This is a genomic window from Paenibacillus sp. cl130 (assembly GCF_900116035.1).
In the GTDB taxonomy this organism is placed as follows: Bacteria; Bacillota; Bacilli; order Paenibacillales; family Paenibacillaceae; genus Paenibacillus; species Paenibacillus polymyxa_B.
In genome coordinates, this window is the sequence record NZ_FOYG01000002.1 from 597,068 (window position 1) to 623,218 (window position 26,151).

At 44.6% G+C, this 26,151-nt stretch carries 24 protein-coding genes; 3 read left to right on the forward strand and 21 right to left on the reverse strand.

From position 1 onward, the window contains the following. Positions 1-173: 173 nt before the first annotated feature. The 9 genes from BM358_RS08930 to BM358_RS08970 form a co-directional block, all read right to left on the reverse strand. Positions 174-1,439 carry an adenosylhomocysteinase gene (locus BM358_RS08930; RefSeq protein WP_013311100.1) on the reverse strand — a complete coding sequence of 422 codons (1,266 nt, stop codon included), beginning with the start codon at positions 1,437-1,439 and terminating at the stop codon, positions 174-176. 64 nt (positions 1,440-1,503) lie between these two features. After that, positions 1,504-3,135 (reverse strand): bacillithiol biosynthesis cysteine-adding enzyme BshC, encoded by a 1,632-nt coding sequence (gene bshC / locus BM358_RS08935; RefSeq protein WP_028540474.1) that lies wholly within the window; start codon positions 3,133-3,135, stop codon positions 1,504-1,506. A gap of 122 nt (positions 3,136-3,257) precedes the next feature. Continuing rightward, positions 3,258-4,196, reverse strand: a complete 939-nt coding sequence (locus BM358_RS08940) for an ABC transporter ATP-binding protein (RefSeq protein WP_013311102.1) — start codon at positions 4,194-4,196, stop codon at positions 3,258-3,260. 11 nt (positions 4,197-4,207) lie between these two features. Further along, positions 4,208-5,158 carry an ABC transporter permease gene (locus tag BM358_RS08945; protein WP_013311103.1) on the reverse strand — a complete coding sequence of 317 codons (951 nt, stop codon included), beginning with the start codon at positions 5,156-5,158 and terminating at the stop codon, positions 4,208-4,210. Between the two features lie 4 nt (positions 5,159-5,162). Beyond that, entirely contained in the window at positions 5,163-6,095 is a 933-nt protein-coding gene (locus BM358_RS08950; RefSeq protein WP_023989458.1) for an ABC transporter permease, read from the reverse strand. Between the two features lie 197 nt (positions 6,096-6,292). Beyond that, positions 6,293-7,993 carry a peptide ABC transporter substrate-binding protein gene (locus tag BM358_RS08955; protein WP_023989459.1) on the reverse strand — a complete coding sequence of 567 codons (1,701 nt, stop codon included), beginning with the start codon at positions 7,991-7,993 and terminating at the stop codon, positions 6,293-6,295. A 153-nt stretch (positions 7,994-8,146) separates the two neighbouring features. Further along, the gene (locus tag BM358_RS08960) at positions 8,147-8,536 is read right to left on the reverse strand and encodes a DUF3397 domain-containing protein (RefSeq protein WP_013311106.1); all 390 of its coding nucleotides are present in this window, start codon (positions 8,534-8,536) and stop codon (positions 8,147-8,149) included. Positions 8,537-8,540: 4 nt separating this feature from the next. Beyond that, complete coding sequence (locus BM358_RS08965) at positions 8,541-9,500, reverse strand: ketopantoate reductase family protein (RefSeq protein WP_023989460.1); 960 nt, start codon at positions 9,498-9,500, stop codon at positions 8,541-8,543. 126 nt (positions 9,501-9,626) lie between these two features. Beyond that, the gene (locus BM358_RS08970; protein WP_013311108.1) at positions 9,627-10,277 is read right to left on the reverse strand and encodes an RsfA family transcriptional regulator; all 651 of its coding nucleotides are present in this window, start codon (positions 10,275-10,277) and stop codon (positions 9,627-9,629) included. 297 nt (positions 10,278-10,574) lie between these two features. Here BM358_RS08970 and BM358_RS08975 point away from each other — a divergent pair, with 297 nt between their 5' ends. Continuing rightward, positions 10,575-11,660, forward strand: coding sequence for a coiled-coil domain-containing protein (locus BM358_RS08975; RefSeq protein WP_028540473.1), 1,086 nt, complete (start codon positions 10,575-10,577; stop codon positions 11,658-11,660). A gap of 100 nt (positions 11,661-11,760) precedes the next feature. Here the strand turns inward: BM358_RS08975 and BM358_RS08980 are convergent, their stop codons facing one another. The 5 genes from BM358_RS08980 to BM358_RS09000 form a co-directional block, all read right to left on the reverse strand. Then, positions 11,761-13,092 carry a PhoH family protein gene (locus BM358_RS08980; RefSeq protein ID WP_023989462.1) on the reverse strand — a complete coding sequence of 444 codons (1,332 nt, stop codon included), beginning with the start codon at positions 13,090-13,092 and terminating at the stop codon, positions 11,761-11,763. A gap of 299 nt (positions 13,093-13,391) precedes the next feature. After that, positions 13,392-14,453 (reverse strand): LCP family protein, encoded by a 1,062-nt coding sequence (locus tag BM358_RS08985; RefSeq protein WP_023989463.1) that lies wholly within the window; start codon positions 14,451-14,453, stop codon positions 13,392-13,394. Positions 14,454-14,578: 125 nt separating this feature from the next. Next, positions 14,579-16,420 carry a translational GTPase TypA gene (typA, locus tag BM358_RS08990; protein ID WP_013311112.1) on the reverse strand — a complete coding sequence of 614 codons (1,842 nt, stop codon included), beginning with the start codon at positions 16,418-16,420 and terminating at the stop codon, positions 14,579-14,581. A gap of 290 nt (positions 16,421-16,710) precedes the next feature. Further along, positions 16,711-17,202, reverse strand: coding sequence for a LiaF transmembrane domain-containing protein (locus BM358_RS08995; RefSeq protein WP_028540472.1), 492 nt, complete (start codon positions 17,200-17,202; stop codon positions 16,711-16,713). A 94-nt stretch (positions 17,203-17,296) separates the two neighbouring features. Continuing rightward, the gene (locus tag BM358_RS09000) at positions 17,297-17,956 is read right to left on the reverse strand and encodes a TerC family protein (protein ID WP_028540471.1); all 660 of its coding nucleotides are present in this window, start codon (positions 17,954-17,956) and stop codon (positions 17,297-17,299) included. A 217-nt stretch (positions 17,957-18,173) separates the two neighbouring features. Between BM358_RS09000 and BM358_RS09005 the strand changes: the two genes are divergently transcribed. Next, positions 18,174-18,869 carry a TerC family protein gene (locus tag BM358_RS09005; RefSeq protein WP_025722107.1) on the forward strand — a complete coding sequence of 232 codons (696 nt, stop codon included), beginning with the start codon at positions 18,174-18,176 and terminating at the stop codon, positions 18,867-18,869. Between the two features lie 72 nt (positions 18,870-18,941). On the opposite strand, the gene thiI is transcribed toward BM358_RS09005, so the two are convergent. The 6 genes from thiI to BM358_RS09035 form a co-directional block, all read right to left on the reverse strand. Then, complete coding sequence (thiI, locus tag BM358_RS09010) at positions 18,942-20,168, reverse strand: tRNA uracil 4-sulfurtransferase ThiI (protein WP_028540470.1); 1,227 nt, start codon at positions 20,166-20,168, stop codon at positions 18,942-18,944. A 1-nt stretch (position 20,169) separates the two neighbouring features. Continuing rightward, positions 20,170-21,318, reverse strand: coding sequence for a cysteine desulfurase family protein (locus BM358_RS09015; protein ID WP_028540469.1), 1,149 nt, complete (start codon positions 21,316-21,318; stop codon positions 20,170-20,172). A gap of 157 nt (positions 21,319-21,475) precedes the next feature. Next, positions 21,476-22,168 (reverse strand): lytic transglycosylase domain-containing protein, encoded by a 693-nt coding sequence (locus BM358_RS09020; RefSeq protein WP_023989469.1) that lies wholly within the window; start codon positions 22,166-22,168, stop codon positions 21,476-21,478. A gap of 221 nt (positions 22,169-22,389) precedes the next feature. After that, entirely contained in the window at positions 22,390-22,782 is a 393-nt protein-coding gene (locus BM358_RS09025; RefSeq protein WP_028540468.1) for a hypothetical protein, read from the reverse strand. Between the two features lie 44 nt (positions 22,783-22,826). Continuing rightward, the gene (locus BM358_RS09030) at positions 22,827-23,054 is read right to left on the reverse strand and encodes a DUF1540 domain-containing protein (RefSeq protein WP_013311120.1); all 228 of its coding nucleotides are present in this window, start codon (positions 23,052-23,054) and stop codon (positions 22,827-22,829) included. 187 nt (positions 23,055-23,241) lie between these two features. After that, positions 23,242-23,748: a YpuI family protein gene (locus BM358_RS09035; protein WP_028540467.1), complete on the reverse strand. Its 507-nt coding sequence runs from the start codon at positions 23,746-23,748 to the stop codon at positions 23,242-23,244. A 186-nt stretch (positions 23,749-23,934) separates the two neighbouring features. Here BM358_RS09035 and BM358_RS09040 point away from each other — a divergent pair, with 186 nt between their 5' ends. Beyond that, a complete protein-coding gene (locus BM358_RS09040; protein ID WP_028540466.1) occupies positions 23,935-25,815 on the forward strand; it encodes a S8 family peptidase in 1,881 nt (626 codons plus the stop codon). Positions 25,816-25,872: 57 nt separating this feature from the next. On the opposite strand, the gene BM358_RS09045 is transcribed toward BM358_RS09040, so the two are convergent. Next, the gene (locus BM358_RS09045) at positions 25,873-26,103 is read right to left on the reverse strand and encodes a hypothetical protein (RefSeq protein ID WP_071558470.1); all 231 of its coding nucleotides are present in this window, start codon (positions 26,101-26,103) and stop codon (positions 25,873-25,875) included. Positions 26,104-26,151: the final 48 nt, after the last annotated feature.

Here is a 26,151-nt window from a genome sequence, read left to right on the forward strand (position 1 = left end):
ACAAGATGCAAAAAAGCCCCTTACCCCATGAAGCCGGCCCCCGACAATATGCATCAGGTTTCGAAACAACACGGAATAAAGGGCTTACTCTCTGTCCATTATGCCAACCTAAACAAACACTTGCATTAAAAACGCAACACTTTTGCAGCGAAAATCGTGATTAAATAATCCGATTACGCGTTCCAGCTGTCCAAATAGATCTTTTGGTCTTCAGTTAACGTGTCAATTTGGATTCCCAGACTATCAAGTTTGAATCGAGCTACCTGTTCATCAATTTCATAAGGTACATTAATAACAGCTTTGCCTAGCTCATTGTAACGATCATTCACATATTTCAAGCCAAGCGCCTGAAGCGCAAATGTCGTATCCATAATTTCCGCAGGATGACCATCAGCAGCAGCCAGATTCACGAGGCGTCCTTCTGCCAGCAAATACATTTTACGTCCATCTTTAAAGCGATATTCCTCGATATTGCGACGCACCGTACGAATGGATTCGGAACGTTTAGCAAGCTCAGGCTTACTAACCTCCACATCAAAATGCCCTGCGTTACACAGCACAGCTCCATCCTTCATCACATCAAAGTGTTCTCCTGTAATTACAGCCTTGTTTCCAGTTACTGTAATAAAGAAGTCGCCCAGTTTGGCAGCTTCTACCATCGGCAACACATGGAACCCATCCATATGGGCTTCTACTGCCTTGATTGGATCAACTTCGGTTACAACAACGTTGGCTCCCAGCCCTTTCGCACGCATTGCAACCCCTTTGCCACACCAGCCATAACCTACCACAACCACTGTACTTCCGGCTACAACCAGATTAGTCGTACGAATAATGCCGTCGAAAGCTGACTGTCCTGTACCATAGCGGTTATCAAACAAATATTTGCAGTAAGCATCATTAACAGCCACCATCGGAAAGTGAAGTTGCCCTTCTTTTTCCAAAGCCTTCAAACGAATAATGCCAGTAGTTGTCTCCTCTGCTCCCCCACGGATCGTAGAAATCAGATCAGGCCGTTCGGATTGCAACAGAGTAACCAAGTCACCACCATCATCTATAATGAGATCCGGCTTTGTTTCCAGTGCCTTGATTTGCAAATTTTTGAATTCTTCCGGGTCCGGATTGTATTTAGCTAATACTGTAACGCCATCTTCAACTAATGCGGCGCAAACATCATCTTGTGTGGACAACGGATTACTACCCGTAATAGTTACCTGCGCTCCACCTGCTTGTACCACTTTAGCCAGATAAGCCGTTTTGGCCTCCAGATGTAGACAGATGGTTACCTTCAGACCAGCAAAAGGCTGCTCTTGCTCGAATTGTTGACGTATACGGTTCAATACTGGCATATGGGCTTCTACCCAATCAATTTTCAAATGACCTTCAGGGGCCAATTTAAGATCGTGAACTATGCTATTTTGCAGAGAATGGGAAGTCATACTTTGTTTCCTCCTTCATATTGGTTAAATTTGAACCATGATAAATCCTATATAAAATAATAAATCATACATAAATAGCGCGATGCGTACCCGTCAGATCCAATGGTACACTCATAATCATATCAATCAGGCTGAGACCATGACGGTTCAGAAAATGATAGATCGTATACGCCCGCTCCTGCGGCTGTCCAAATGGAAAAAGCGACCACTCAATACGATCCCACTGGCGAAGTGCTGTTTCATTTTGCCGAAGCAACGCTTCCTGAACTTTTGCCTCCAGATAGGCGATCTGTGCCAGAATCTTATCGCGGTTGGTTTCTCCGAGCGGTAGCAAACCTTTTTCAATCAAACCTGTCTGCTGCACAAGCGGTTCGTACATGCGGACAAAAGCTTCCTTAGCCCCGGAAAACTGATCCTGCATTCCAAGCTGATCTTGAGTGGCGATCCATTGCTTTTTCCGTTCCTCAAGTCCGTCTCTAACTTGACCAAAACTCAATTCATACTTAAGCATATGCTTCTCCACGCCTGGCTCTACCAACGTAAAAGACATTCGTGGCAGCAGTATCGGCATTTGCATCTCCAACACCCCGAAAGCATCCCGTGTAATCGCCCAGTAAGCAATCTCTCCTAGACCCAGCACAGATGCCAGCACCGGAAACAGTGAATCCTGCATTAGAGGACGAGTTAGCACATTGTTACTAAAACGTTCGGGATGTCTATCTATCTCTTCAAGCAGTTCATCCACAGTAAACACCACCAGACCGTGTCGATCCGTGAATAGTCCAGCTTTTTTGAAAAGCAGCAAGCGTTCATCTTCATGGATATAAAAGAGATTCGCGCCACCTTCATGCACATCCGCTTGTAAATGATATCCATAATCTACGATCCGCGCAGCAGTCGTCCGGTAAGCCTGCTCCAACTCATCATTGTGCTGAACCAGTTGCTTAAAAACGGATGCTTCCAGCTTGCGTAGCGAAGGATCTGCTGAATCCAAGAGTACTAATCCATAGGTGCCGAACAAAAGGCCCAGCAACTTGGCAAAGGCTTCACTCAGTCCATATGAATCCGTTAGCCCGTTCTCAATCATGCGCATTATTTCAGCCTTATGTTCTGAATCTGGCAAGCTTTGCTCTATATCCGCTATCGCTTGCTTCCACTCAACAGCCTCAACTTTAATGGCACTAACCGAAGAACGGCGTTCAGGTTGCTTATTCAGCTTGATTTTGACGGCTTGTGGGTCATTTGCCATTACGTATGTATGATTGACCTCGTCCCAGTCATGATCTTCGCCAGCAATCCAGAAGACGGGAATAACCGGACGTCCAAGCCGTTCCTCAGCTTCTCTCGCCGCCTTAATTAGGCTAGCAGCTTTGTAAATGACCAGCATCGGACCTGTGAACAATCCGCTTTGCTGCCCGCCAGCTACTACTAAGGCATCTGGACTTTCCAGACGGTCCAATGAAGCACGAACCGCCTCATACGAATTGTATTTCTCATTGTATATACGAAGACATGCTACGATATCCTTACGGTTTAATCGCAGATGCCCCGTCTTATCCAGCCACTTCGCCCGTTGGGCATAAGCATCGGCGTGCAGCACATTATATTCATACAAGTCGCTTGCGCGTCCTGTACCCTGTATATAATCTTCTGCCAAAGCCGACCCTCCGCGAAGCGTTTCCGGAATTATCATCATGGGTCTGCCTCCTGTCTCCACCAAAACCTTACTGCTTGATTGTACCGAAAGCCCATGTCCACGTCAAAGCTTCCTACAAAAAAAACCGCCGAATAACTCGGCGGTTGGTGCATAAAACAAGATCAGGCGTAAGGCTCAGCTACAAAATGTCCTTTAGACACTTCGATGAGCGTGGCATTTTCCAGGTTATAAGCCCCTGTCTTGCTGCCAGATGCATCATGAATCGGGCCTGCTTGGTCGCCTGGCATAATAATCCGTTTTTTGTTGGCTTCTACTTCTGGATCAGGAAGTGGGATCGCCGACAAAAGCATTTTCGTATAAGGATGGATCGGATTTGCATACAATTCAGCACTTTCTGCAAGCTCGACCATTCTACCCATATACATTACAGCTACCCGATCACTGATGTGCTTGACCATCGACAGATCATGCGCAATGAACAGGTATGTCAGACCCAAACGTTCTTGAAGCTCTTTTAACAGGTTGACAACCTGAGCCTGAATAGATACGTCAAGAGCTGAAATCGGCTCATCACAAATGATGAATTTAGGATTAACCGCTAGTGCGCGTGCAATGCCGATCCGTTGACGTTGACCACCAGAAAACTCATGCGGATAGCGTGTTGCATGGTCAGGGTTCAAACCAACCAGATCAAGTAACTCTTCAATCCGTTTCTTACGTTCTGCACGGCTACCCGCCATATTGTGAATATCCAGTGCCTCACCAATAATATCAGAAACGGTAAAACGCGGGTTCAATGATGCATACGGATCTTGAAAGATCATCTGCATATCACGGCGCATTGCTTTCATTTTACTTGGTGATAATTTGTAAATATCCGTACCGTTAAAACGCACGCTACCTGCTGTAGGTTCATACAAGCGCAAAATCGTACGACCCGCTGTAGACTTACCACAGCCGGATTCGCCAACCATACCCAGCGTTTCACCCTCGCGAATATAGAAATTCAGGTTGTCCACCGCTTTGAGCACACGGTTTTTGCCAACATTAAAATACTTTTTAAGACCTTCAACCTCAATTAAATTGTTGCTACTCACCATGATCTCACCTCCTATTTCTTCAACTTCGGATCAAGCGCATCACGCAAGCCGTCGCCAAAAAGGTTGAACGCAAGCATAATCAAACTGATCAAACCTGCTGGGAAAAGCATCCGCCACGGGTAATACATCCACCCGGTCAGAGCCGATTCAATCATTGAACCCAGCGACGCCTGAGGAGCCTGTACCCCTAATCCAAGGAAGCTCAGGAATGCCTCAGAGAAAATAGCACTTGGAACTGTCAAAGTCAGTGTGACAATGATTGGTCCTACCGCATTAGGCAACAAGTGACGGAACAGCAAACGACCTGCACCAGCACCCATTGAACGGGAAGCAAGTACGAATTCTCGGTTTTTAAGTTGTAACATCTCACCACGTACAATCCACGACATGTTAATCCACCCCGTTACACAGAGCGCAATAATAATTGTAGTGATACTTGGCTCCAGTACAACCAGCAACAGGATCGTAACAAGCAAGTAAGGAATGGAGTACAAGATTTCAGAAAATTTATTCATGATTTCATCAACGCGGCCACCAAAGTAACCCATAATTCCACCATAAATAACTCCAATCATCAAATCAATCATTGCAGCAGCCAAACCAATAATCAAGGAAATCCGAGCGCCCATCCAAGTACGTACAAACATATCACGTCCCAGATCATCTGTTCCGAACCAATGTTCCGCCGAAGGAGGAAGATTGGTGCTCAACAAATCATTGGTGCGGTCATCGTATGGGGACAGCATCGGCCCAACAATTGAAGCAAGCACAATGAGAACCAACACACTCAAGCTCGTCATTGCCAGTTTATTTTTACGAAGTCGTTCCCAAGCATCTCGCCAAGCGGACAAGCTTTCGCGCTGAATAACTTCAGACTGCTTTTCATCCGCCCCGACCTTCTGGAAATCTTCCGGTTTTACCTGAAGCTTATCCAAGTTCACAGCATTATCTTTAACAGACATAAAGTTATCCCTCCTTCCCGCCAGTAAGCTTAATCCGCGGATCAATAAATCCATATGCAATATCTGTAATAAAACGCGCCACCATCAGCAAAATACCGTAAAAAATAGTAACTCCCATAATCATGGTATAATCGCGGGTTGTAATACTATCTACGAATACCTTACCAATACCGCCAATCCCGAAGATACGTTCAATAACAACTGAACCCGTAATAATATTGGCCGTCATGGGTCCCACATAGGTAACAACCGGCAAAATAGCATTACGTACAACGTGTTTGAACATAATTGTAATGGATTTCAAGCCTTTAGCTTTGGCAGTCTTAATGTAATCCGCATGAAGCACTTCCAGCATGCTGGAACGCGTTAGTCGAGCGATAAACGCAATTGGGGAAGCAGATAAAGCTGCAACAGGCAGAACGTAGTCCATCGGACCGTCAAAGCCCATAACATTAAACCAACCTAACTGTTGAGCGAAGAAAAATTGAATCAACGATGCTAGAACGAAGCTGGGAACCGCAATCCCCATTATAGCTAATACCATTGCAACGTTATCTATTAGCCTACGATGATACAAAGCTGCCAGCATACCTAGCAAGAGACCGACAATTATCGACACGATTATGGCAACAAAACCTAGTTTGAGGGAAACCGTAAAAGTTTGTCCGATAATGTCAGTTACACTTTGATTCAGCTTTTTCATAGAAATACCAAAATCACCTGAAGCAATATCACCTAAGTATTTAAAATATTGGACATATACAGGCTTATCCAGCCCATATTGTTCCATTAACCGGGCTTGAATCTCAGGAGAAGTCGCTTTTTCACTCATGAAGGGGTTACCCGGAATTGCTTTCATGAGAAAAAACGTCGCAGAGATCAGAATGAACAAAGATAGCAGCATATAGAAAAATTTACTGATCAAATAACGCGTCATTGCCCGTTTACACCCCCCATAAATTTTTTTCGACACCATTCGATTTTATCGAAATAGAATTGGACTGTCCAATCTACTTATTTGCATGGTTACATGATGATGGAAAAGACCATGACACACAAAAAAAACGGGATATATATGGTTCTATCCACATATATATCCCGAAGTAACTATCAAACTTCAGAATCGAGCTTCAGTTACTGTGTAATATACGCTCTTGTGAAATCAACTGCTCCACTAAAGTCAAGCCCAATGTCTTTTACATTCGGTTTCGTTAAAGAAACATTTGAGTAGTAGTAGATCGGAAGCATTACCATATCGTCTTGAACCAGAATTTTCTCCGCTTTCGCAAAATCTTCCATGCGTTTTGCTGGATCAGTTTCTTTCTTAGCTGCTTCAATCAAAGCATCATATGCTGGGTTAGCATAACCTGCATTGTTGTTGCCATTGCCTGTTGTCCACATATCCAGGAATGTCATTGGATCATTATAGTCAGCAGACCATCCACCACGAGCGATTTGGAAATTCAGCTTGTTACGTGTTTGGATAAATACGCCCCACTCTTGGTTTTGAGTTTTGATGTCAACACCAAGGTTTTTCTTCCACATATCAGCAACTGCCAAAGCAATCTTTTGGTGACTCTCGCTGGAGTTATACAGCAATGTTACCGGAGGAAGTGTAGTTACGCCTTCTTCCTTCATACCTTCTTGAAGCAATTTTTTCGCTTCAGTGAAGTCTTCTTTGAAGTAATCATCTTTATTCTCAGTACGGAATTCTTGAGATACTCCTTTGATACCTGGAGGTACAAAGCCGTATGCAGGAATTTGACCGCCCAATGTTACTCTTTCAACGATTGGTTGGCGTTCAATAGCCATCGCAAACGCTTTACGGATTTTAACATTGTTAAATGGTTTTTCAGTTACATTAAACAGATAGTAGTACGTACTTGCAATCCCTTTTGCCTTAAATTCGTTAGGCAGTTCTTTTTTCACAGCCGGAATTTGGTCGGTAGGAATTTCACCGTTTGGCATACCTGCGTAATCGAGTTGTCCACTTCTATAAGAAGCCAGCTCTGTTGCACCGCTATTTACAAGGGACATCGTAATTTTATTCAGCTTGATATCATCTTTACCCCAATAGTTTTCACTTTTGGTTACTTCGATCTTTTGACCGCTGTCCCAAGTCGTTAATGTGTAAGGTCCGTTAGTGATCATGCTATCTTTCTTAACAGCCCACTTATCATTACCTTTAACGGAAGGATTTACAGGGTAAAAAGTGTAGAAAGAAGTCAATCCCAAGAAGTAAGGAGTTGGGTGCTCCAGCTCTACTTGCAATGTATGGTCGTCAACAGCTTTAACACCTACATCTTTAAAGTCTGTAACTTTAGTGCCTTTAAAAGATTTCGAAGTGCTCAGGTTGTAACCCTCAGCATTTTTGATATAGTACAATTGGTAAGCATATGGAGGTGCAGGAGCCGTGGAAGGATCCAATACACGTTGCCAAGCAAATACGAAATCGCTTGCTTTGACTGGGTCGCCATTACTCCATTTTGCAGTATCACGAAGCTTGAACGTATAGGTTTTGCCGTCATCGGAAATTTTCCAAGATTCAGCTACGCCAGGGATTTCTTTGCCGTCAGGACCCATACGTACGAGACCTTCATACAAAGTTTTCAGAACCGTGTTAGTTTGACTATCCTGAGCTTGTGCCGGATCGAAGGTTGGCGGCTCGGAAGCAAGGTTAATGCGCAAAATTTGCTTGTCGGCCGGAGCCGGCGTAGTCGAGGTGTTTTCTTGTGCGCCCTTACCATTATCGTTCTTGCTGGAGCCACAACCTGCGAGCAGTGCACCAACTGCAAGAATGAGTGTCAAAAGGACTAAAAAGCTTTTCCTTTTCATCTAGCGTTTTCCCCCTAGTTCTAAAGTGGTATATGTTTATAGATTATACAACCAGCGGTCAAAAAAATCTACATTACATTTCTTCAAATTGAGCTTTTTTTTCAAAAAAACATGATTAATTCATATTTTTTCACCTTTTCATGTCACCTTATATCACATGATGTTGAATATATTCTTAAATATACCAACAACAGTCAACAAAATATACGCCAATGTCATCGCTATAAAAGTTAATCTCCAGACCGCTCTACATAATCTTTTACCATCAACCTTCCCTTTTATTCGATTTTGAGCCCCTCCAATTAAACCCAAGGCCAGTAATAGGAGCAGTAGAATCAAATAAAAACCGAATCGAGATGTAAAAATGACGTTAAAGAGTGCTGCGACGGAAAATATCAGAAAAAACGTGGTAATATCCATAGAAGTAAGTAACGATTTCTTTTTTTCCATTTTAAGAATGTAGCGACAAACCGCAAACACGATCAAAAACGGAAAAAAGGGAAGAATACTGAAAGTGATAATAGTACCTTGTATAAGACTCAACTGATCACCCCTCTTTTAGCCGCATGCCTTCAATTAATTGCCACAATACCTCATGAGTTGGTGCAGTAACTCCAGCCCGATCTGCCATCTGCACCAGTTGTCCGTTAATTGAAGCAACTTCCGTCATGGACTGTGCAAGTACATCAGCTAGCATGGACGAGTGATTTTCTGCCGTTGCCCGGCATACATTCATAATTTGCTCCCACCATGCGTTTTCCCAGTGGATACCATGAGCTTCATACACTTGAATGCCTTCATCGTACAGCCTGCGCATCATATGTATTCGAATAGGGTCCGAAAGCAGCTCGCCATTACGAACTCGCCATACCGCTGTCAGCGGATTGATCACAGCATTGATCAACAACTTGCGATACATACCGTTCTCGATTTCTTTCGACAAGCAAACGTCAAATCCTGCTGCAAGCAGCCGATTTAGCACACATTGATTAAAATTATTGTTCTTCGCCTCCTCCCCTTCCTCCGAACTACCAATTTCAGTAACACCCGATCCTGCATGTACAATAGATGCTACTCCCTGCCTCTTGGCTCCTTCAGTCGTCACAGCAGGGTATACCACAGCTTCAGGCCAAGCCTGTCTAATGCGTTCTATATGGCCGATTCCATTCTGCAAGCAAACAATTCCTGTATCTCTATCCATTTGAGCTGCAGGCTGGATCTGTTCTAATACTTCCTCAATCGCCCCCTGTTTGGTCATAAGCATTATCCATCGTGCTGGAGCCTGTGAATTTAACCGTTGCCAATCTGCCAATGGCGCTACCTTCAATTTATCCCCGGAAACATGTACTGCCGTCTGTCCCTCCTTATCAAACACAGTAATCCCTTCACGAGCAATGACGCGTGCCTGCTCAAGTGTACGCGTCCACAGCCTTACTTTTGTACCCGAAGCAGACAACCTCCCGGCAAACAACAATCCCAGCGAACCCGCTCCAATAATATCAATCACCTTTGTATCGTCTCGCTTCCATCTTTTTTTCTACTATATCATATGCACTCTAAAGAAATACAAAAAACGCCAACTACGGCAAAGCGCTAGTTGACGTTTTATTTCAATATTGCAGAAGTAATCTTGTTACTCAATGCGCTCCAGATTCCCATTGGCGTCCATTTTGAATCTGGATTTAAGCTCTTCCTCATCTTCAGTGATTAAAGCCAAGCGCCGAGCTCGGTCCATAATCTGAATCAGAGCTTTATAATCATCATTCACAACACGATAGTCGGTTTGTACATCATTCACTTCTTTGGACAGCCGGTCATTAATGGAGCGAAGCTGATTCAATTCTTCTTCCTTTTCCCGTAAATCTTTCTCCAGCATCTTAATCTGCCGATTCGTTTCCTGGACGGATCCCTTCCATTGGCGCAAGAAGCGAATTACTGCATCAATAGATAATGTATCCTCACTCGCACCATCCGTTCTGTATCCACCTTCGACTGTATCAAGCGAGGCAAAAGCCGCAACCTGTGATACACCCACCGGGTTCTGCTTACGGATATAACTGCGCTTCTGGCGCTGTGCTTTGGCAATACTAATCGCTTCATCGTAACGTTTGCGCACGCAGCTATTCCAACGAAAGCCACATGCTGCAGAGGTTCTTCCTATTTTTTGTCCAACCTCCTCAAACGCAGCGAGCTGCGTTCCACCTTCACGGATATGCCGCAATGTCACCTCCGCCAATATCAAGTCATCTTCCACACTCCATGCATCTTGTCTTATTGCAGTCATGCCTCTAGCCCTCCTAACAACATCCTGAAATAACCGTCTTCATGAACCGATCTTGCCGGTATTTGAATAGGGTATAAAAGCTGTTTATTCATTCCTATGCCTCTCGTAGAGTTCATAGAATCTATTTGATACTAAATTGTATTTCCATTTCTGCAAGAACTCATACGTGAACGTAAACAGTTTCGGGTTTCAAGCATGCTCAGACTGCTGTACAATAAAATGAATGGTTAAAGAAACAGAAAGGATCATATACATTACCATTAGTTTTTTTCGGGAATACATAAAAGGGGAAACCAAATGAACAAACGAATAAAAATCACAATCAGCACCCTGCTGACCACCATTATGATGCTAACTTTCATATATGTACGTCCTACCCTGGCCGCTCCCTCCCATGAAGAAAGTCAGATTTTACAAGATAGCCTGTCGATTGTAGAGATAGACCATGAAATTGAGCGAATCAGTCAGGAGCAGCATACCCTTTTGCAGCGTCAGCAGGAACTGCGAAGTAATCTCACCGTTCAGCAAGAGCAAATGACCATACAACGGAAGCGTGCAGGTTCTGTGCTGCGATCTTATTATATGGGGGAAAGGGACAAACTGTTGAGTGTGGTGCTAGGGGCGAAAAGTATAAGGCAACTTCTCTCTCTGTACGATTACTACTTATTATTGATTAGTCACGATCAGGATGTGCTTCAAGAATACGAATCCAATTATCAATCTATGCGAAAAACAGAACAACAAGTCACCCAAGCCTCAATGGAACTGGAGACTGTCAAAACAAACTTACTGGCACAACGTAAACGCATTGCCCTGCTTCAGTCGCGTGTAAATGACGGCGTTAACGCCAGTAATGACCCGGATACCCTACGTAAGCTAATTGGCGAAATGACAGCTTATTGGGAGAATGTAGGTGTCTACGAGGTAAATAAGCACTTTAAAGCATTAGCTCAAGCTATGCAGAATTTACCACAATTCATTCAACAACAACAAGGTGCCATGGTTACAAATGGAAAAGTCATTACGATAAGCATTCGTGAAGAGGACTTTAACCGTTTTTTAAAGTCAGAAAATGAATTGTTTAATCACTTCAACTTTACATTTGCGCAGGATCGAATTGTGGTAGAAGGTCAGCAGGGAACGATGAAATTAAGGGTAGAAGGTCACTACACGCTAGAGAATGAGCCGAAAAATGCAATTTTATTTCATGTGGATCGATTGGTATTTAATGGTCTGGAGCTACCTGATACGACCCGCAACAAGCTGGAAAAGGATTTTGATCTGGGTTTCTACCCACAGCAGCTTATTTCATATGTCAAAGCCACAGAAGTACGCACTTTAGCAGGAATGCTTGAAGTTAAGCTCGAATTAAACTTTAAGTAAAATTTTGCTCACCTTTCATTGTTCTGAATTTTTACGTGTATAAAACAAGAGACCCCGGGAGATTCCCGAGGTCTCTATTATTGTAATAACGGTAGGGATTTTATAGTAGATCGGCTGCCAACTGCGCGAGCTTGGAGCGTTCTCCTTTTTCCAACATAATATGCCCGCTAATCCCTTCTTGCTTAAACCGCTCCACCACATAGGTTAGACCGTTACTGGCTGCATCCAGATAAGGGTGATCAATCTGCTCCGGATCTCCCATCAAAATGATCTTGCTCCCCTCACCCACCCGGGACACAATCGTTTTGATCTCATGTCGGGATAAGTTTTGAGCCTCATCGACTATAATAAATTGCCCAGGTATCGAACGCCCGCGAATATAAGTAAGTGCCTCCACCTGAATACTGCCCAAGCCCATCAAAATTTTGTCGATATCACCTGATTTTTTGGCATCAAACAGATACTCTAGATTATCGTAGATGGGTTGCATCCACGGGCGAAGCTTTTCATCCTTTTCTCCCGGTAAATAACCAATATCCTTACCCATAGGAACAACAGGCCGAGCAATCAGCAGTTTTTTGAAGCGATGTTCATCCTCTACCTTAAGCAAACCTGCCGCCAGCGCCAGCAGCGTTTTGCCCGTACCCGCTTTTCCTGTAATGGTCACGAGGGGGATATCGTCATTAAGCAAAAGCTCCAATGCCATCCGCTGTTGAGCATTACGCGCGCTGATTCCCCACACCGATTCGTTACTTAAGTACAGCGGCTCTAATCGCTCTGCCTCCTGATTCACTTTCAGCAAAGCTGATTTTCCAGTTCCCATTTCATCTTTCAGAATAACAAATTCATGCGGATACAGCGTATAAGGTAGTTCCAGTGGCTTGATTGGTAAAAAACGGTTAGAGTAAAATTCATCTATGATGGACGGGTGCACCTGTATTGCCGAGTATCCGGGATATAGCTCACTTAGATCGCCTGTTCTATCGGATAGGTAGTCTTCGGTCAGCAGTCCCAGTACATCTGCCTTGATCCTGACCAGCACATCTTTACTGACCAAAACGACCGAACGTGGTTCAGGCTGCTCCTGCTCTTCCAGATGATAATTCAAGGCGACCGCCAAAATCCGGTTATCGTTCGAAACCTCCCCGAACATCTCCTGAACTTTCAAAAAACTTCGGTGGTTTAACTCAACCTTAAGCCTCCCACCTTGGGGAAGTGGAACGCCACTGTGCAGATGACCTACTTCTCTTAACCCGTCCAACAATCGCGATACATTGCGGGCATTCCGTCCAATCTCATCCGCGTTGCGTTTTTTGGAGTCGATTTCTTCCAGAACAACAGCTGGAATGACAACTTCATGTTCTTTGAAGGTAAAAATGGCTTTCGGATCATGCAGCAGCACATTCGTATCCAGCACAAAAATTTTCTTCATTAAATCCCCTCCAAAGCGGCGTGGACAATCTCGTGTTTCATACCTATACCTATTCACCGGGTACCCAATACTTGCTGATTCCCTGAAAAAAGAACCCCAAAGCAGATAAAGCAACGAAAAGTTGTAGTGAAGATAGCTCTGAGCCTGTACATTTTTAAAATTAGACACAAAAGGCCCAGTGATTGCTCACTGGACCTAGACTTGGTTCACTATAACTTTAGACATACCTCAACCCCCTTATGTTATATAAGAGCTTTACTCGCTGCGAGTATAACATAAGAGAGGAGAAAGATACATACTCAGGAATTGGAAGAAGCTGCAGTAGTGTCGCTTGCTTTTTTAGCTAATTCCTCTTGTAGCGCTTGTTTGGCCAAATCGAGCTGTTGCTCATCAATGTACACATACGGGCTACGCCACGTTCCTGCCACCGGATTGTATTTCACATTTTGCTTGGAAATATTCCAATAGGTTTGTACGATATTTTTCATTTGCTGTGACTCGATATCTGTCATCATATTCTTATCAACCGATTTAATAATTGCGCTAAACTTGGTCAAAGCGTTAAAGGATTGCATTTGGTCAATTAGGGAATGAAGCACCTGATTTTGTCGACGATTGCGATCAAAATCGTCAGATTCAGCTGTTCTTGGACGACAATTCGATTTGCGGTAGCGAACAAAATCAAGAGCCTGATCACCGTTCAAATGCTTGGCTCCAGCTGTCAGGTTAATATCGGTACCATCTGCACGGTCACGATAACACATGTTTTTATCAACCGTCACATCTACGCCACCCAAATTATCTACTACATCTCTAAAGCCCTGGAAGTTAATAACCGTCACATAATCGATATCAATGTTTAAATATTTGCCGATCATCTTCTTCATTTGTTCTTCAGCAACTTCACCAGATTCTTTCTCTCTAGCCTTAAACACTGGATAATACTCATTCAACTTGCGTGGTTTATATCCATCCATTTCTAGACGCGTATCGCGCGGTAAAGACACGATGGTAGACGATTTGGTATTGGGGTTTAATGTAGCTACCATAATAACGTCTGACAAATAAGTCGGATGATCAGGGCGGTAATCGGTTCCCAGCAATAAGATAGTCAAAGGCTTAGCTTCAGCCAATTGTGTTTTGGGTACTTCCTTGTTGATCCCCGTATCCAAAACTTCCTCTACCTGATTGTAAATATAGTAGGTATAACCACCTACTGCCAAAATACCTATAATGAGCAAAAACAAGACAAACTTCATAAACGATCTGAAAAAGCTTTTTTTCTTTTTCGTTTTTTTCGGTTTGGCGGATTTTTTCCCGCTTTGTGTCCGGGGAGGCAATCCGTTCGAAAGATTACTCATGCTTCAACACCTTTTCCTGCGTTTTGAGAAATATCGCTTTCTCCAAGTTTACAATCCTAAAACACATACAGCGGCGCATCCCGTTCCCGGGCGTCGCCGCTGTGGCCAAAGACCAATCCAATCAATTACGTATTTGCTTGTGCTGTTTTACGTTGTTTCTCCGCACGCTCGCGTTCACCTTTGTTCAAGATCTTTTTACGCAAACGGATGGCATTAGGCGTAATTTCGCAATACTCATCATCATTCAGATATTCGAGCGCCTGCTCCAGAGAGAAGATAACAGGTGTTTTCAGTTTAACTGTATCGTCTTTTGTTGCTGAACGGACGTTTGTCAATTGTTTTTCTTTACAAATGTTAACGACGATGTCGTTATCACGTGTGTGCTCCCCAACGATCATGCCCTCATAGATTTCAGTACCTGGCTCCAGGAACAAAATACCGCGATCTTCTACGCCCAGCATACCATAAAATGTAGAGCTGCCGTTTTCCGTTGACACGAGAACACCCTGATGACGTCCACCTACTTGACCGCCAACAAATGGTCCATAGCTGTCAAACGCATGGTTCATTACGCCGTAACCACGAGTCAAAGTCAGGAAGTTTGTAGTGTAACCGATCAGACCACGTGCAGGGATCAGGAATTCCAAGCGAACCTGTCCGGTGCCGTTATTAATCATGTTAACCATTTCGGCTTTACGGGAGCCCAAACTTTCCATAACCGCGCCCATGCTTTCTTCCGGAATATCAATGAGGAGACGTTCGATTGGCTCCATTTTCTTACCGTCAATTTCCTTGACGATAACTTCCGGTTTGGACACTTGCAGTTCGTAACCTTCACGACGCATGTTTTCAATCAGGATACCCAGATGCAACTCACCACGTCCGGATACAATAAAGGCGTCCGGGCTATCTGTTTCATCAACACGTAAGCTGACATCCGTTTCGAGTTCTTTCAGAAGACGCTCACGCAATTTACGGGATGTTACCCACTTACCATCGCGACCTGCGAATGGGCTGTTGTTAACCAGGAAGGTCATTTGCAGCGTTGGCTCATCAATCTTCAGTACAGGCAATGCTTCAGGATGATTTGGATCGGCAATGGTTTCACCGATGTTGATATCTTTAATTCCCGCAATCGCCACAATGTCACCAGCGCCCGCTTGGTCAGTTTCAATACGTTTCAGACCTTGGAAGCCGAACAGCTTCTCAATACGCGCTGATTTACTGCTACCATCACGCTGCATAACTGTGACTGCTTGCCCCTGCTTGATGATACCGCGGTTTACACGACCTACTGCAATTCGGCCAAGGTATTCGTTATAGTCCATCAGTGTTACGAGGAATTGAAGAGGCTCATCTACTTTCTCAGTTGGAGCCGGAATGTGCTCTACAACTGTTTCGTACAATGCTTGCATGTTATCGTCTTGCTTTTCAGCATCCATGCTGGATGTTCCGTTCAGCGCCGAAGCGTACACAACAGGGAATTCCAATTGCTCATCATTCGCACCCAGCTCAATGAACAAATCCAATACTTCGTCAATGACTTCTGCCGGACGAGCTGCCGGACGGTCAATTTTGTTCACTACAACGATAGGCGTCAGATTTTGTTCCAGCGCTTTACGCAGTACGAATTTCGTTTGCGGCATGCAACCTTCGTAAGCATCAACGACGAGCAAAACACCGTCAACCATTTTCATAATCCGTTCCACTTCGCCACCAAAGTCGGCGTGTCCCGGTGTATCTACAATGTTAATCAGGTAATCTTTGTAAGTGATTGCTGTATTTTTAGCCAAAATCGTAATACCGCGTTCACGCTCCAGATCGTTGGAGTCCATGGCGCGCTCCTGAACAGCCTCGTGTTCTCTAAATGTTCCGGACTGTTGAAGCAGCTTGTCGACAAGCGTCGTTTTTCCGTGGTCGACGTGGGCAATAATCGCAATATTGCGAATGTTTTCTCTTGCATGCATGGTTTGTATCCATATCCTTTCCGTATATCAAAATAGTGTCTCTATCCTGAAGCAGTGCTGATTCAAGGCTAACAATCGTTCTTTAGGCCCACTCCCTGCCAGCCTTCTATATGTTTCAGGCTTTGTACAGACAGCTTCTCTCTCCGATTCGCGTGAAAACCTTAAAATAAGCGTCAGAAATCTCCGACGCTCTTATCATATCCATTATATTATAGTTGAAATATGTCATAAAGCAAGACATTATTGCCTGTTCCGTAATTTACCGCCATAAAATCTCACAGCTTGTCGTTTTACCTTTTGCGTTTGCCACGGTTGTTTAGGACCAACCAGATTCCAGCTCCGATCAGTAAAACTGCAATAACATATATGATGCCCGTTCTTAGCAGGGTAATGACCAATAAAAACACCGATATCAACCCCAATATCACGCCCCCTGTATAAACATTACGAGAAAGCGAAATATCATTAATGGCGTACTGCCATAATCCAATCGCCACACCTAGAAGTAGCAAAGGCCATAAATAGGCCATTAAATTCCAGCCCCAAATATTGCAGAGCAAAAATAAGAAGCCATAAACCGACAAAATCCCTGCCGGCAGCAACATAAAGGGTGAAACTTTACGCTTCATGTACATTGCATGCAGTACGATTCCAGGTATTAAAAACAGCAAAGGCCAAAAGTTTCGTCCCAAGAAGGAGAACGTCCCCAGTTTCCCCAACAAAATAATCAGTCCTACGGCAACAATGCCCACTCCGATCATACGCTCTTTTCCGGAATTCATCGTGGTCTCCTTTGTTTGCTGAATTTGTTTTTAGGTCTTTTAATGTGATTGTTTTTAAGTATATTTTAGCCGATGTTTTCCAAAAAAACTACGTTCAAATATGGCGAGCTCGTAACTGACGATATATTCCTACAATGACAACTGCTGCGGCCAAAAGTCCCGGTAACCATGCATGTATTAGCTCCCCCGCACCTGCTAACCACACACCCAATCGGGGATCACGGAGTAGCATTTCTCCTGCCGTAAAAGCCAGGATTGCAGATCCAAGCAAAACAAGTACAGGGAACCGATGAAGCCAGATCGCAATCACGTTGCTGCCCCAGACGACAATCGGAATGCTAATTGCAATACCAATGACGATAATGGCGATATCCCCATCTGCTAGGGCTGCAATAGCTAATACGTTATCTAGACTCATCACAAAGTCCGCTACCAGAATCACCTGTATAGCCTTCCATATGGTTGTTTCTGCTCTGACTCCCACATGATCCTCATTCTCATAAAGCAGCTTAAACGCAATCCATAACAGAAGTAGACCGCCTGCCGCCTGAATAAAGGGTATGCCCAGCAAAATGACAGCTACAAAAGTCAAAACACAGCGCAGGAGGACTGCACCGACTGCCCCCCACCATATTGCTTGACTCCGCTGCTTTGCAGGCAAGTTTTTGCTCGCCATGGCTATAACAACTGCATTATCACCGCTTAATACCAAATTAATCATTAATATTTTCAACAGCAAAATGATATGCTCCATGTGTACAAACACCCCCATCCTACTTGTATGCGAAATAGGACGAGGCTATGCTTATAAGCCTTGTCAAATAAGTCATCATTTATTAAAAATTGATGTCAAATTTGTTGAGTAAAGACCTTGAAATCAATAACAAACAGCAATATAATGAATCGTATTTCCGAAAAACGGGTATTAAAATAAACAACATACAATGATTTTAGGATGTTTAATCAGGGAGATGAGAACGATTGATATGTCCGGACTTCAGTTCTTTTGGCTACTGCTTAATGTGATATTTATTGATCTTCTGCTCGCAGGAGATAATGCGATTGTAATTGGACTTGCCGCCAGAAAGCTGCCTCCTGCCACGCAAAAAAAAGCGATACTGTACGGTACCGGTGGTGCCCTGCTCATTCGCATAGCAGCCACCATTGTGGTACTCTGGTTGCTTCAAGTACCGTGGTTGTTACTCATCGGGGGTGTCATGTTAGTCTGGATCGCGTATAAGTTACTCGTAGACCAGGAGGACCATACCGAAGTCAAAGCGGGAACAACGTTATGGGGTGCTATCCGCACGATTGTTGTAGCCGATGCGGCTATGGGTCTGGACAACGTGATTGCGGTTGCTGGCGCGGCCCAGCAGCATTTGCTACTTGTAGTGCTTGGCCTGTTAATTAGCGTACCGATCGTTGTATGGGGTAGCACTCTTTTTATCAAACTGATCAATAAATTTCCCTGGATTATCTATTTGGGATCGGCTGTTCTTGGTTATACAGCCTCTAATATGATTACTGAAGAACGTAAGCTGGAACCCTATTTTACCGAGCACCCTGCGCTGCGTATCTTGTTTATTGCCGCAGTTATGGCTGGTATTTTGCTCACAGGATATCTTCAAAATCGCAGAGCAGTATCCAGTCGAGAAAAAGCCGTCTAAAATGATTCAAAAACTGTTTTAACTAAAATAAAAAGGCAGACCCAAATTAGCTGGTGGGTCTGCTTTTTTATTTTAAAACCAATCTTCCTGTATAACTTCCTCTTTACGCCCCTCTATAGCTCCACCTGTCTCCAGGACAAGTGTCTCCGTTTCAGCCACAGCCTGTTCAATCAAGGCATTTAAATCCCGAATAGAGGCTTCAATCTTTTGAACAACCCACAAATTCGGATTGGTGGTTGGGGATTTGGGAACAAACAATGTGCAGCAATCCTCATATGGAAGGATGGATAGATCGTAGGTGCCAATTTGCTTTGCGATTTCCGTGATCTCCTGCTTATCCATCATTACGAGAGGTCGCAGCAATGGTAATTCTGTCGAACGGCCAATCACATTCATGCTGGATAACGTTTGACTAGCGACTTGCCCCAGACTGTCGCCCGTCACGAGTGCCAGTGCTCCTTCACGCTCAGCCAGCATCGTTGCAATTCGTAACATAGACCGTCTCATTAGCGTAATAATCAGATTATCCTGTCCAGTGTGCGTAAAGGCCGTCTGCACCTCTGTAAACGGCACAAGGTGGATTTTAATCCGACCCGCATAGCCTGCTAAGACCCTTGCCAATTCAATGACCTTTTCTTTCGCACGTTCACTTGTAAACGGATAGCTATAAAAATGCACACATTCAATTTCCAATCCTCTACGCATGGAAGACCACCCTGCTACCGGGCTATCAATTCCACCAGACAGCAGCAGCATAGCTTTACCATTCGTTCCTAACGGAAAGCCCCCTACAGCCATAATAACATCGCTGAATATATAGGCCGCCTGCTCTCTAACCTCCACACGTAACTCAATATCTGGTCGATGTACATCGACCCTCAACGCTTGAAACTCTCGCAAAATAGGAGAACCAATTAAATGGTTCATCTCTTGTGAAGAATGAGCAAATTCCTTCCACACTCTGCGGGCATTTACCTTGAAAGTCGTTCCCTCGGCCACATTCAGCTCACGCATCAAAGCTACAGCGGTCTCAATTATAGCACCAAGCTCGACAGGAGCCATTTTGACAGGACTTATTGTCGTGATGCCAAACACTTTTTGTAACACTTGAATGATCTGTTCATAAGGCTCTCCTCCGAGAACCACATAAATCCGTCCAAATTCCTTCCGCAAAGAAGCACCGGGAAACGGTTTGAGTAGCAGCTTCACGTGATTCAGTACTGCCTTTTCAAAACGAGTCCGATTCTTCCCTTTTAATGTAAATTCACCGAAGCGAAGTAACAACATATCATAGTGCATTTTAACGTTTCCACCTTTCAAGGGATTCCAGCTTGGCTACAGCCTGTCGCAGTGCAAGTATAAGCTCATCGATATCCTGTTCCGAATGCTCATCACCGAAGCTGATACGAATGCCGCCAGACGCTTCCGCCTCATTGCATCCCATCGCCAGCAGCACCCGACTGGGTTCAGCCAATTTCGAAGAGCAAGCCGATTTGGTGGATACTACCACACCCAATTGCTCCAACGTATGCAGCATTACCTCGGCCTTCATGCCCGGATACGAAAAGTGGACAATATGCGGCGCTTCTTCCCCGCTGTTCAGCCGCAGTTGACGGATTGTCTTCACTTCTGCGACCACCCGTTCTCTCCACTCGGTCATACGGCGTGCTGTCTCTGCTTGCCGTTCGCCCGCCAACCTTACCGCCTTAGACATACCGACTAGCAGCGGTACATTTTCCGTACCTGCACGAAAACCCTGCTCCTGAGAGCCGCCACTATGCAGTGGGAAAAGCTCCACACCTTCCCGAACGAATAGTAGTCCAGCACCTTTGGGTCCACGCAGCTTATGCGCAGAGAGGCTGTACAGATCAGCCTGCCAGCCCCGGATATCAACCGGTAGCTTTCCAAACCCCTGTACACCGTCAATATGAAATAGCACACGGGGGAACTGTTTCTTGAGCGCAGCTCCGATATCATGCAACGGTTGCACCCTTCCCGTCTCATTATTGACATGCATGATACTGACTAAAATCGTATCTTTACGGACAGCGGCACAAACCTGTTCGGCGCTCACATGCCCCTCCGCATCGACAGGTAAAAATGTAACCTCGAAGCCCAGATTTGTCAGTTGTCTGCAAGCTTCGTACACAGACGGGTGCTCTGTCGATACAGTAACAATATGCTTGCCTCTGGTCTGATACTGCAAAGCTGCTCCCTTAATAGCAAGATTGTTGCTTTCCGTTGCTCCGGATGTGAAGACAATCTCTGATGGATACACTCCCAAAGCCGCAGCACATACTTCGCGCGAACGCTTAAGCAACTTATCCGCATCCTCTCCATACCGATGCATCGAAGATGGATTCCCATAGTGGCGTCTCATGACCTCGGCAACTGTTGTAATCACCTCTTCAAAAGGTGGAGTTGTCGCCGCATAATCAAAATATTTCATTGCACTCCCCTTTCTTTCCTATAACTACTGCAACAAAAAAAGACCAAAACAGGGAAAGGCTGCTACATTATAGCGACACGCTTTCCCCATATTGATCCTGTCTGCGGACCTAATCTAATTGAAATTACGCATTTTTTTTCGTTATAAGCTATAGGGCTTAGATCGTATATTTTTCACGTGCATTTTGAATTTTGGTAATATATCTTTGCGTTTCCAGCGGAAGCTTGTCCAGTACAGCCATTAACTGTTCATCACTATTTACACCAAGCCGCTGCACCCGTCCGGGACCTGCATTATATGCAGCCAGCGCCATATTTTCTTGTCCGTTAAACCGTTTAATCTGGTAAGACAAATAACGAACACCTGCATCAATATTTTGAACAGGATCATATGGGTCACTGACTCCCAGACCTTGAGCCGTAGCATCCATAAGCTGCATAAGCCCTTTGGCTCCGGCCGAAGAAGTGACCGACGGATTGAATGAAGATTCCGTATCAATAACTGCTTTAATCAAAGCTACTGGAATGCCGTATTTCTGACTAGCCTCGTTAATCAAATCATCATATGCTGTAGGTGTTGTGGGTCCGTCTGTTGCTGTACTGGAAGGAGCGGGATACAGTGACGAAGCCGTTCCCCTGGAAGGTCCCAATTGAAGCCATAGTAAACCGTTTTCGTCTCTGGTAACATCACTTGAATTTTCTCGAGTCACAGCACCATCTGTTTCCAACTGACCTACTTGTTCCAGTAATCCGGAAAAAGCGTCCGTTGTACCCGTCTGGGTTGTAGCACTCATATTATTTAACAGCTGCATGTCTAACATGGACTTGGACACGCGCGGATCAATTTGCATGTGGTGTTCCCAACTTTCTATAGTTGTTGTATCCCAAATAGCTTGTCATTACTGCTATGATACAACTTTTTACTATGTACTTCCATACCTTTTAATGAAAAAAAGCTCCGTTTCTGTCGAAAAGACAGCGGAGCTTTTTAGATCAGCTTTAATGAATTATATCGCTAAGATGATTTTTCTCGGATATACAAAAGAAAACTGAGCTTTTTCCTCCAGTAGGGTCAACGAACGAACGGGATAAAAGCAAAATAACTCAATGTCGCCAGCGCCCCAAGACCAATCGACCAAATGCCGGTCGTTTTGCTGCCATTCACATAAGCAAAAAAACCTAAAACTGCAGCAATAGGCCCCAGCACAATTGACCACATAAACAATGAGGCAATTCCTGCAGCCAGACCAATATAGCCAGAAATACGACCACTATTGTTTATAATCTGCTCTTCACCCTTGACCCCATGTCGAGTCACAACTGAGCCGGGAGCAACCTCTGCTGCATATTCTTCACGATCATTACGGCGCTTGGCAGATCGTTCATGAATATGACGGGGGTAATCTACACGTTTGCGGCTAACATGCTCTTCATTCTGATGCTTGTCGTTTTCATGATCTTCCATAATAAACTGCACCTCCAAATGCGAAATGAATCGCGTAATAAAATTCACACGGACTTCGGCTTAAAAGTGTGGCAACAGGTTGCGGCTGACGTGGCAGCCTTATCACGTTCTTCTGAACTGAAGCTTTCTCCCGCATATTCTTCTTTAAATTTCTTTCCAGCATGACCATCAACTTCAATCATGATCAAATCTGCCTTGCACAAGTTGTTTTCTCCCCAATAATGGCAATTGGCTACGCTACACTTAACGATTGGCTTGGCCTCTTGGCTCATGATCATCACCTCGGATTCATTGTCCCCCCGCTACCCTGCACCTATGCGTTCATGGTATATGGCAGTTGGTGACATACGAAAAAAGCCGCTTCCTTCACCTCCTCCAAAATGGCAGGAAGCAAGTAGAAAACGGCTTGCTTGTCTTGTTTTAGTTTTTGATTAGAAATGATCTTCCCCGTTGAATGCTTTAGGCATGAGTACGTCGAGTCTGCATCCGGCGCTGAGTCAAATAGTCACTTTCATAATAAGTCAGATCATCACGCAATTCTTCAAAATTTTTCGTAATGTCCATGATCACTTCGCGAGCGGCTGGCACTGGCGTTTTACGGAAGCGGATAGCATCTTGTCCCGTATACGCATAGCGTCCATCCTCTGCGTAAGATTCATTTTTGGGATAAAAAAAGCTGTTCACGCAGTCATGGTAAACGTTATACAATGCCTTTTCCGCAAAATCGACGTCAAAATTGGCACGGCGTAAAGCCACACCCAGCTTTTCATAAGATACTTCGGAAAAAACAAGGACATGACGGAGATCCGACAAAAAGCCTTTGTAAAAAAGTACGGACTCCTCTTTGCCATCTGCAACCAGTTGCGGCAGAGCATGCTCATTGAGGAATGTTTCCACCCGTTTCACGGCAGTTTTCAGTCTCTCCTGCGCCGACTCACATAATTTTTGTACGTTGACTGCTGACATCAAGGCAGCTCCCCCTTATTTGTTGCTTGTTCATCAATTTGGTTACCCGAAAATAGTCCCTTCTAACCGAAAGAGCTGTAATTTTCAGTATTTATCCTACCACAAATGAGCATTGAAAGGTATAAAAACATGCCAACCTCCTCACGCTAAACCATAAATTTATGAATACTCAAGGAGGACGGTCCCATGTCTCGGCGAAAATGGTTAAAACCCCTGCTAGGAGCAGCTGCCGGGGTGCTTCTCATCACACTGATGCTGCCTTCCCGTGATCATCGCCCTACACCGCAACCCGAATATACGGCCAAGATGGTGCCACAGCAAGAGAAGCAGCTCAAAAAAGGAATGTTGGCTTTGGACCTGTCCGCTACGGATACCCTCACACGCATGGATGCAAGGCAGGATATTCAATACGTGATGCGGGAGCTTGATGGTAAAACTGCTGATCAGAAAAGACAGTTTACTCGCACACTGCAGCAATCGCACAGTCATCTTCATACGTTACTGTGGATTCACACACGCGACGGGAACACGAGCACCTATACGGGCAGCAAAGCACAAACTCGTCTGCTCAGTCATCCTCAAATCAAAAGCAGCTTGGCTGCGGCTCGCCGTTCCGTCATGCAAAATAAATCCTACGAATCTGCTGCATTTCAGGCTGAAGGCGGTAAATATTTTGTCATGGCAGAACCATCGGCTGACGGAACATGCGGCGTTGCTGCCCTGATCAGTCAGCAAGTATTGCGTGACGTGGAGAAGCATCAGCGGAAGAATTTGCGTTTGATTCCCTATCCAAAAGAAGGCAGCTACAAAATCGAATCCGTACATCCCGACACATTGCACGATATTACTGTCAAGACGGGCCATGACAACGAAAATGCAAGCCATTATTTCGAAAACGAAATTGTCGTTCGCTTCCGTCACAATCCTGATTCACGACAACTGCAGGAAATTGCAGCAGATTTACACTGTGAGCCAGGTCGCAAGCTTGGTTATACCTATGTATTTCATTCGGATAAGATGAACTTCAAGGAACTAAAGCAATATTTTTCAAGAAAGTGGAACCCGCTTTATACTGAGCCTCACTATATGTATCTAACCAATGAGAAAACACCCATCAAAGCGGACAGCTCTATCCCCAATGATTTGCTCTTTTCCCGCTATCAATGGAATCTGCCGGCTACTGAAACCAACCGGGGTTGGAAATTAAGCAAAGGCAGCAAGGACGTAATTGTCGCTGTCGTAGATACGGGAGTAGATTTGGATCACCCCGACCTAAAAGGTCAAATCCTTTCAGGTCATAACGTGGTAAATCCGTCTGAAAAGCCTTATGATGACGTCGGTCACGGAACGCACGTCGCTGGCATCATTTCTGCCCTCGTGAATAATGGTGAGGGGGTCGCTGGCATGACATGGTACAACAAAGTCATGCCGATTAAGGTACTTGACCAATCCGGATCCGGTACGACTTACTCGGTTGCAGAAGGTATTATATGGGCAGCTGATCATGGGGCTAAGGTCATCAATTTGAGTCTGGGCAATTACGCACAAGCTGAATTTTTGCATGATGCGATCAAATACGCCTATGATAAAGATGTCGTATTAGTTGCAGCTACAGGTAATGACAATACGGAACGACCTGGCTATCCAGCAGCGTATCCTGAAGTATTTGCCGTTTCCGCTACAGATTCTTCTATGCACCGTGCATCCTTTTCTAACTATGGAGATTATGTAGACGTCATGGCTCCAGGTGCAAGTATTGCCAGTACGTACCCAGGGAACCAATATGCTGCACTGTCGGGTACTTCAATGGCCAGTCCCCATGTATCAGCGCTTGCTGCACTGATTCGATCCATTAACCCCGATCTGACCAACAAAGAGGTTATGGATTTAATGAGAAGCAGCGTAATTGACTTGGGCACACCCGGGCATGACAAATATTTCGGATATGGTCAAATTGACGTGTATAAAGCGTTGAAAGCAGCACAACGTCCATATGTTCCTTTGCAATTCTATCCACAGCATTTAAGTGACAAGTTAAAATCAATATTAAAGAAACTGGAAACGTAAGATTCCTTATTGGAAAAAAGCAGCCATGTTGCTCCATGGCTGCTTTTTTGGGCTTTATTAACGCTTGGAACTGCTGCGAACAGGACGCTTGCCATGGCTGCGAGTATGACAGCAAGGTTCTCCAGGGTCCTTTATACTCACCGGAAATACGTGATGAGGTACAGGTACAATGTGCGTCTGATTAACAATTTCAATCGGATGAACCACAGGCACGACTTGTGGGAAAAATTGATGATTTACAAATTGGATCGGCGGGCACACGATCGGGTCGTAGGGGCAATGACTCATAATGTGCAACTCCTTTCGGTGAATTAGTACAGCATATTAAGAAGGCGT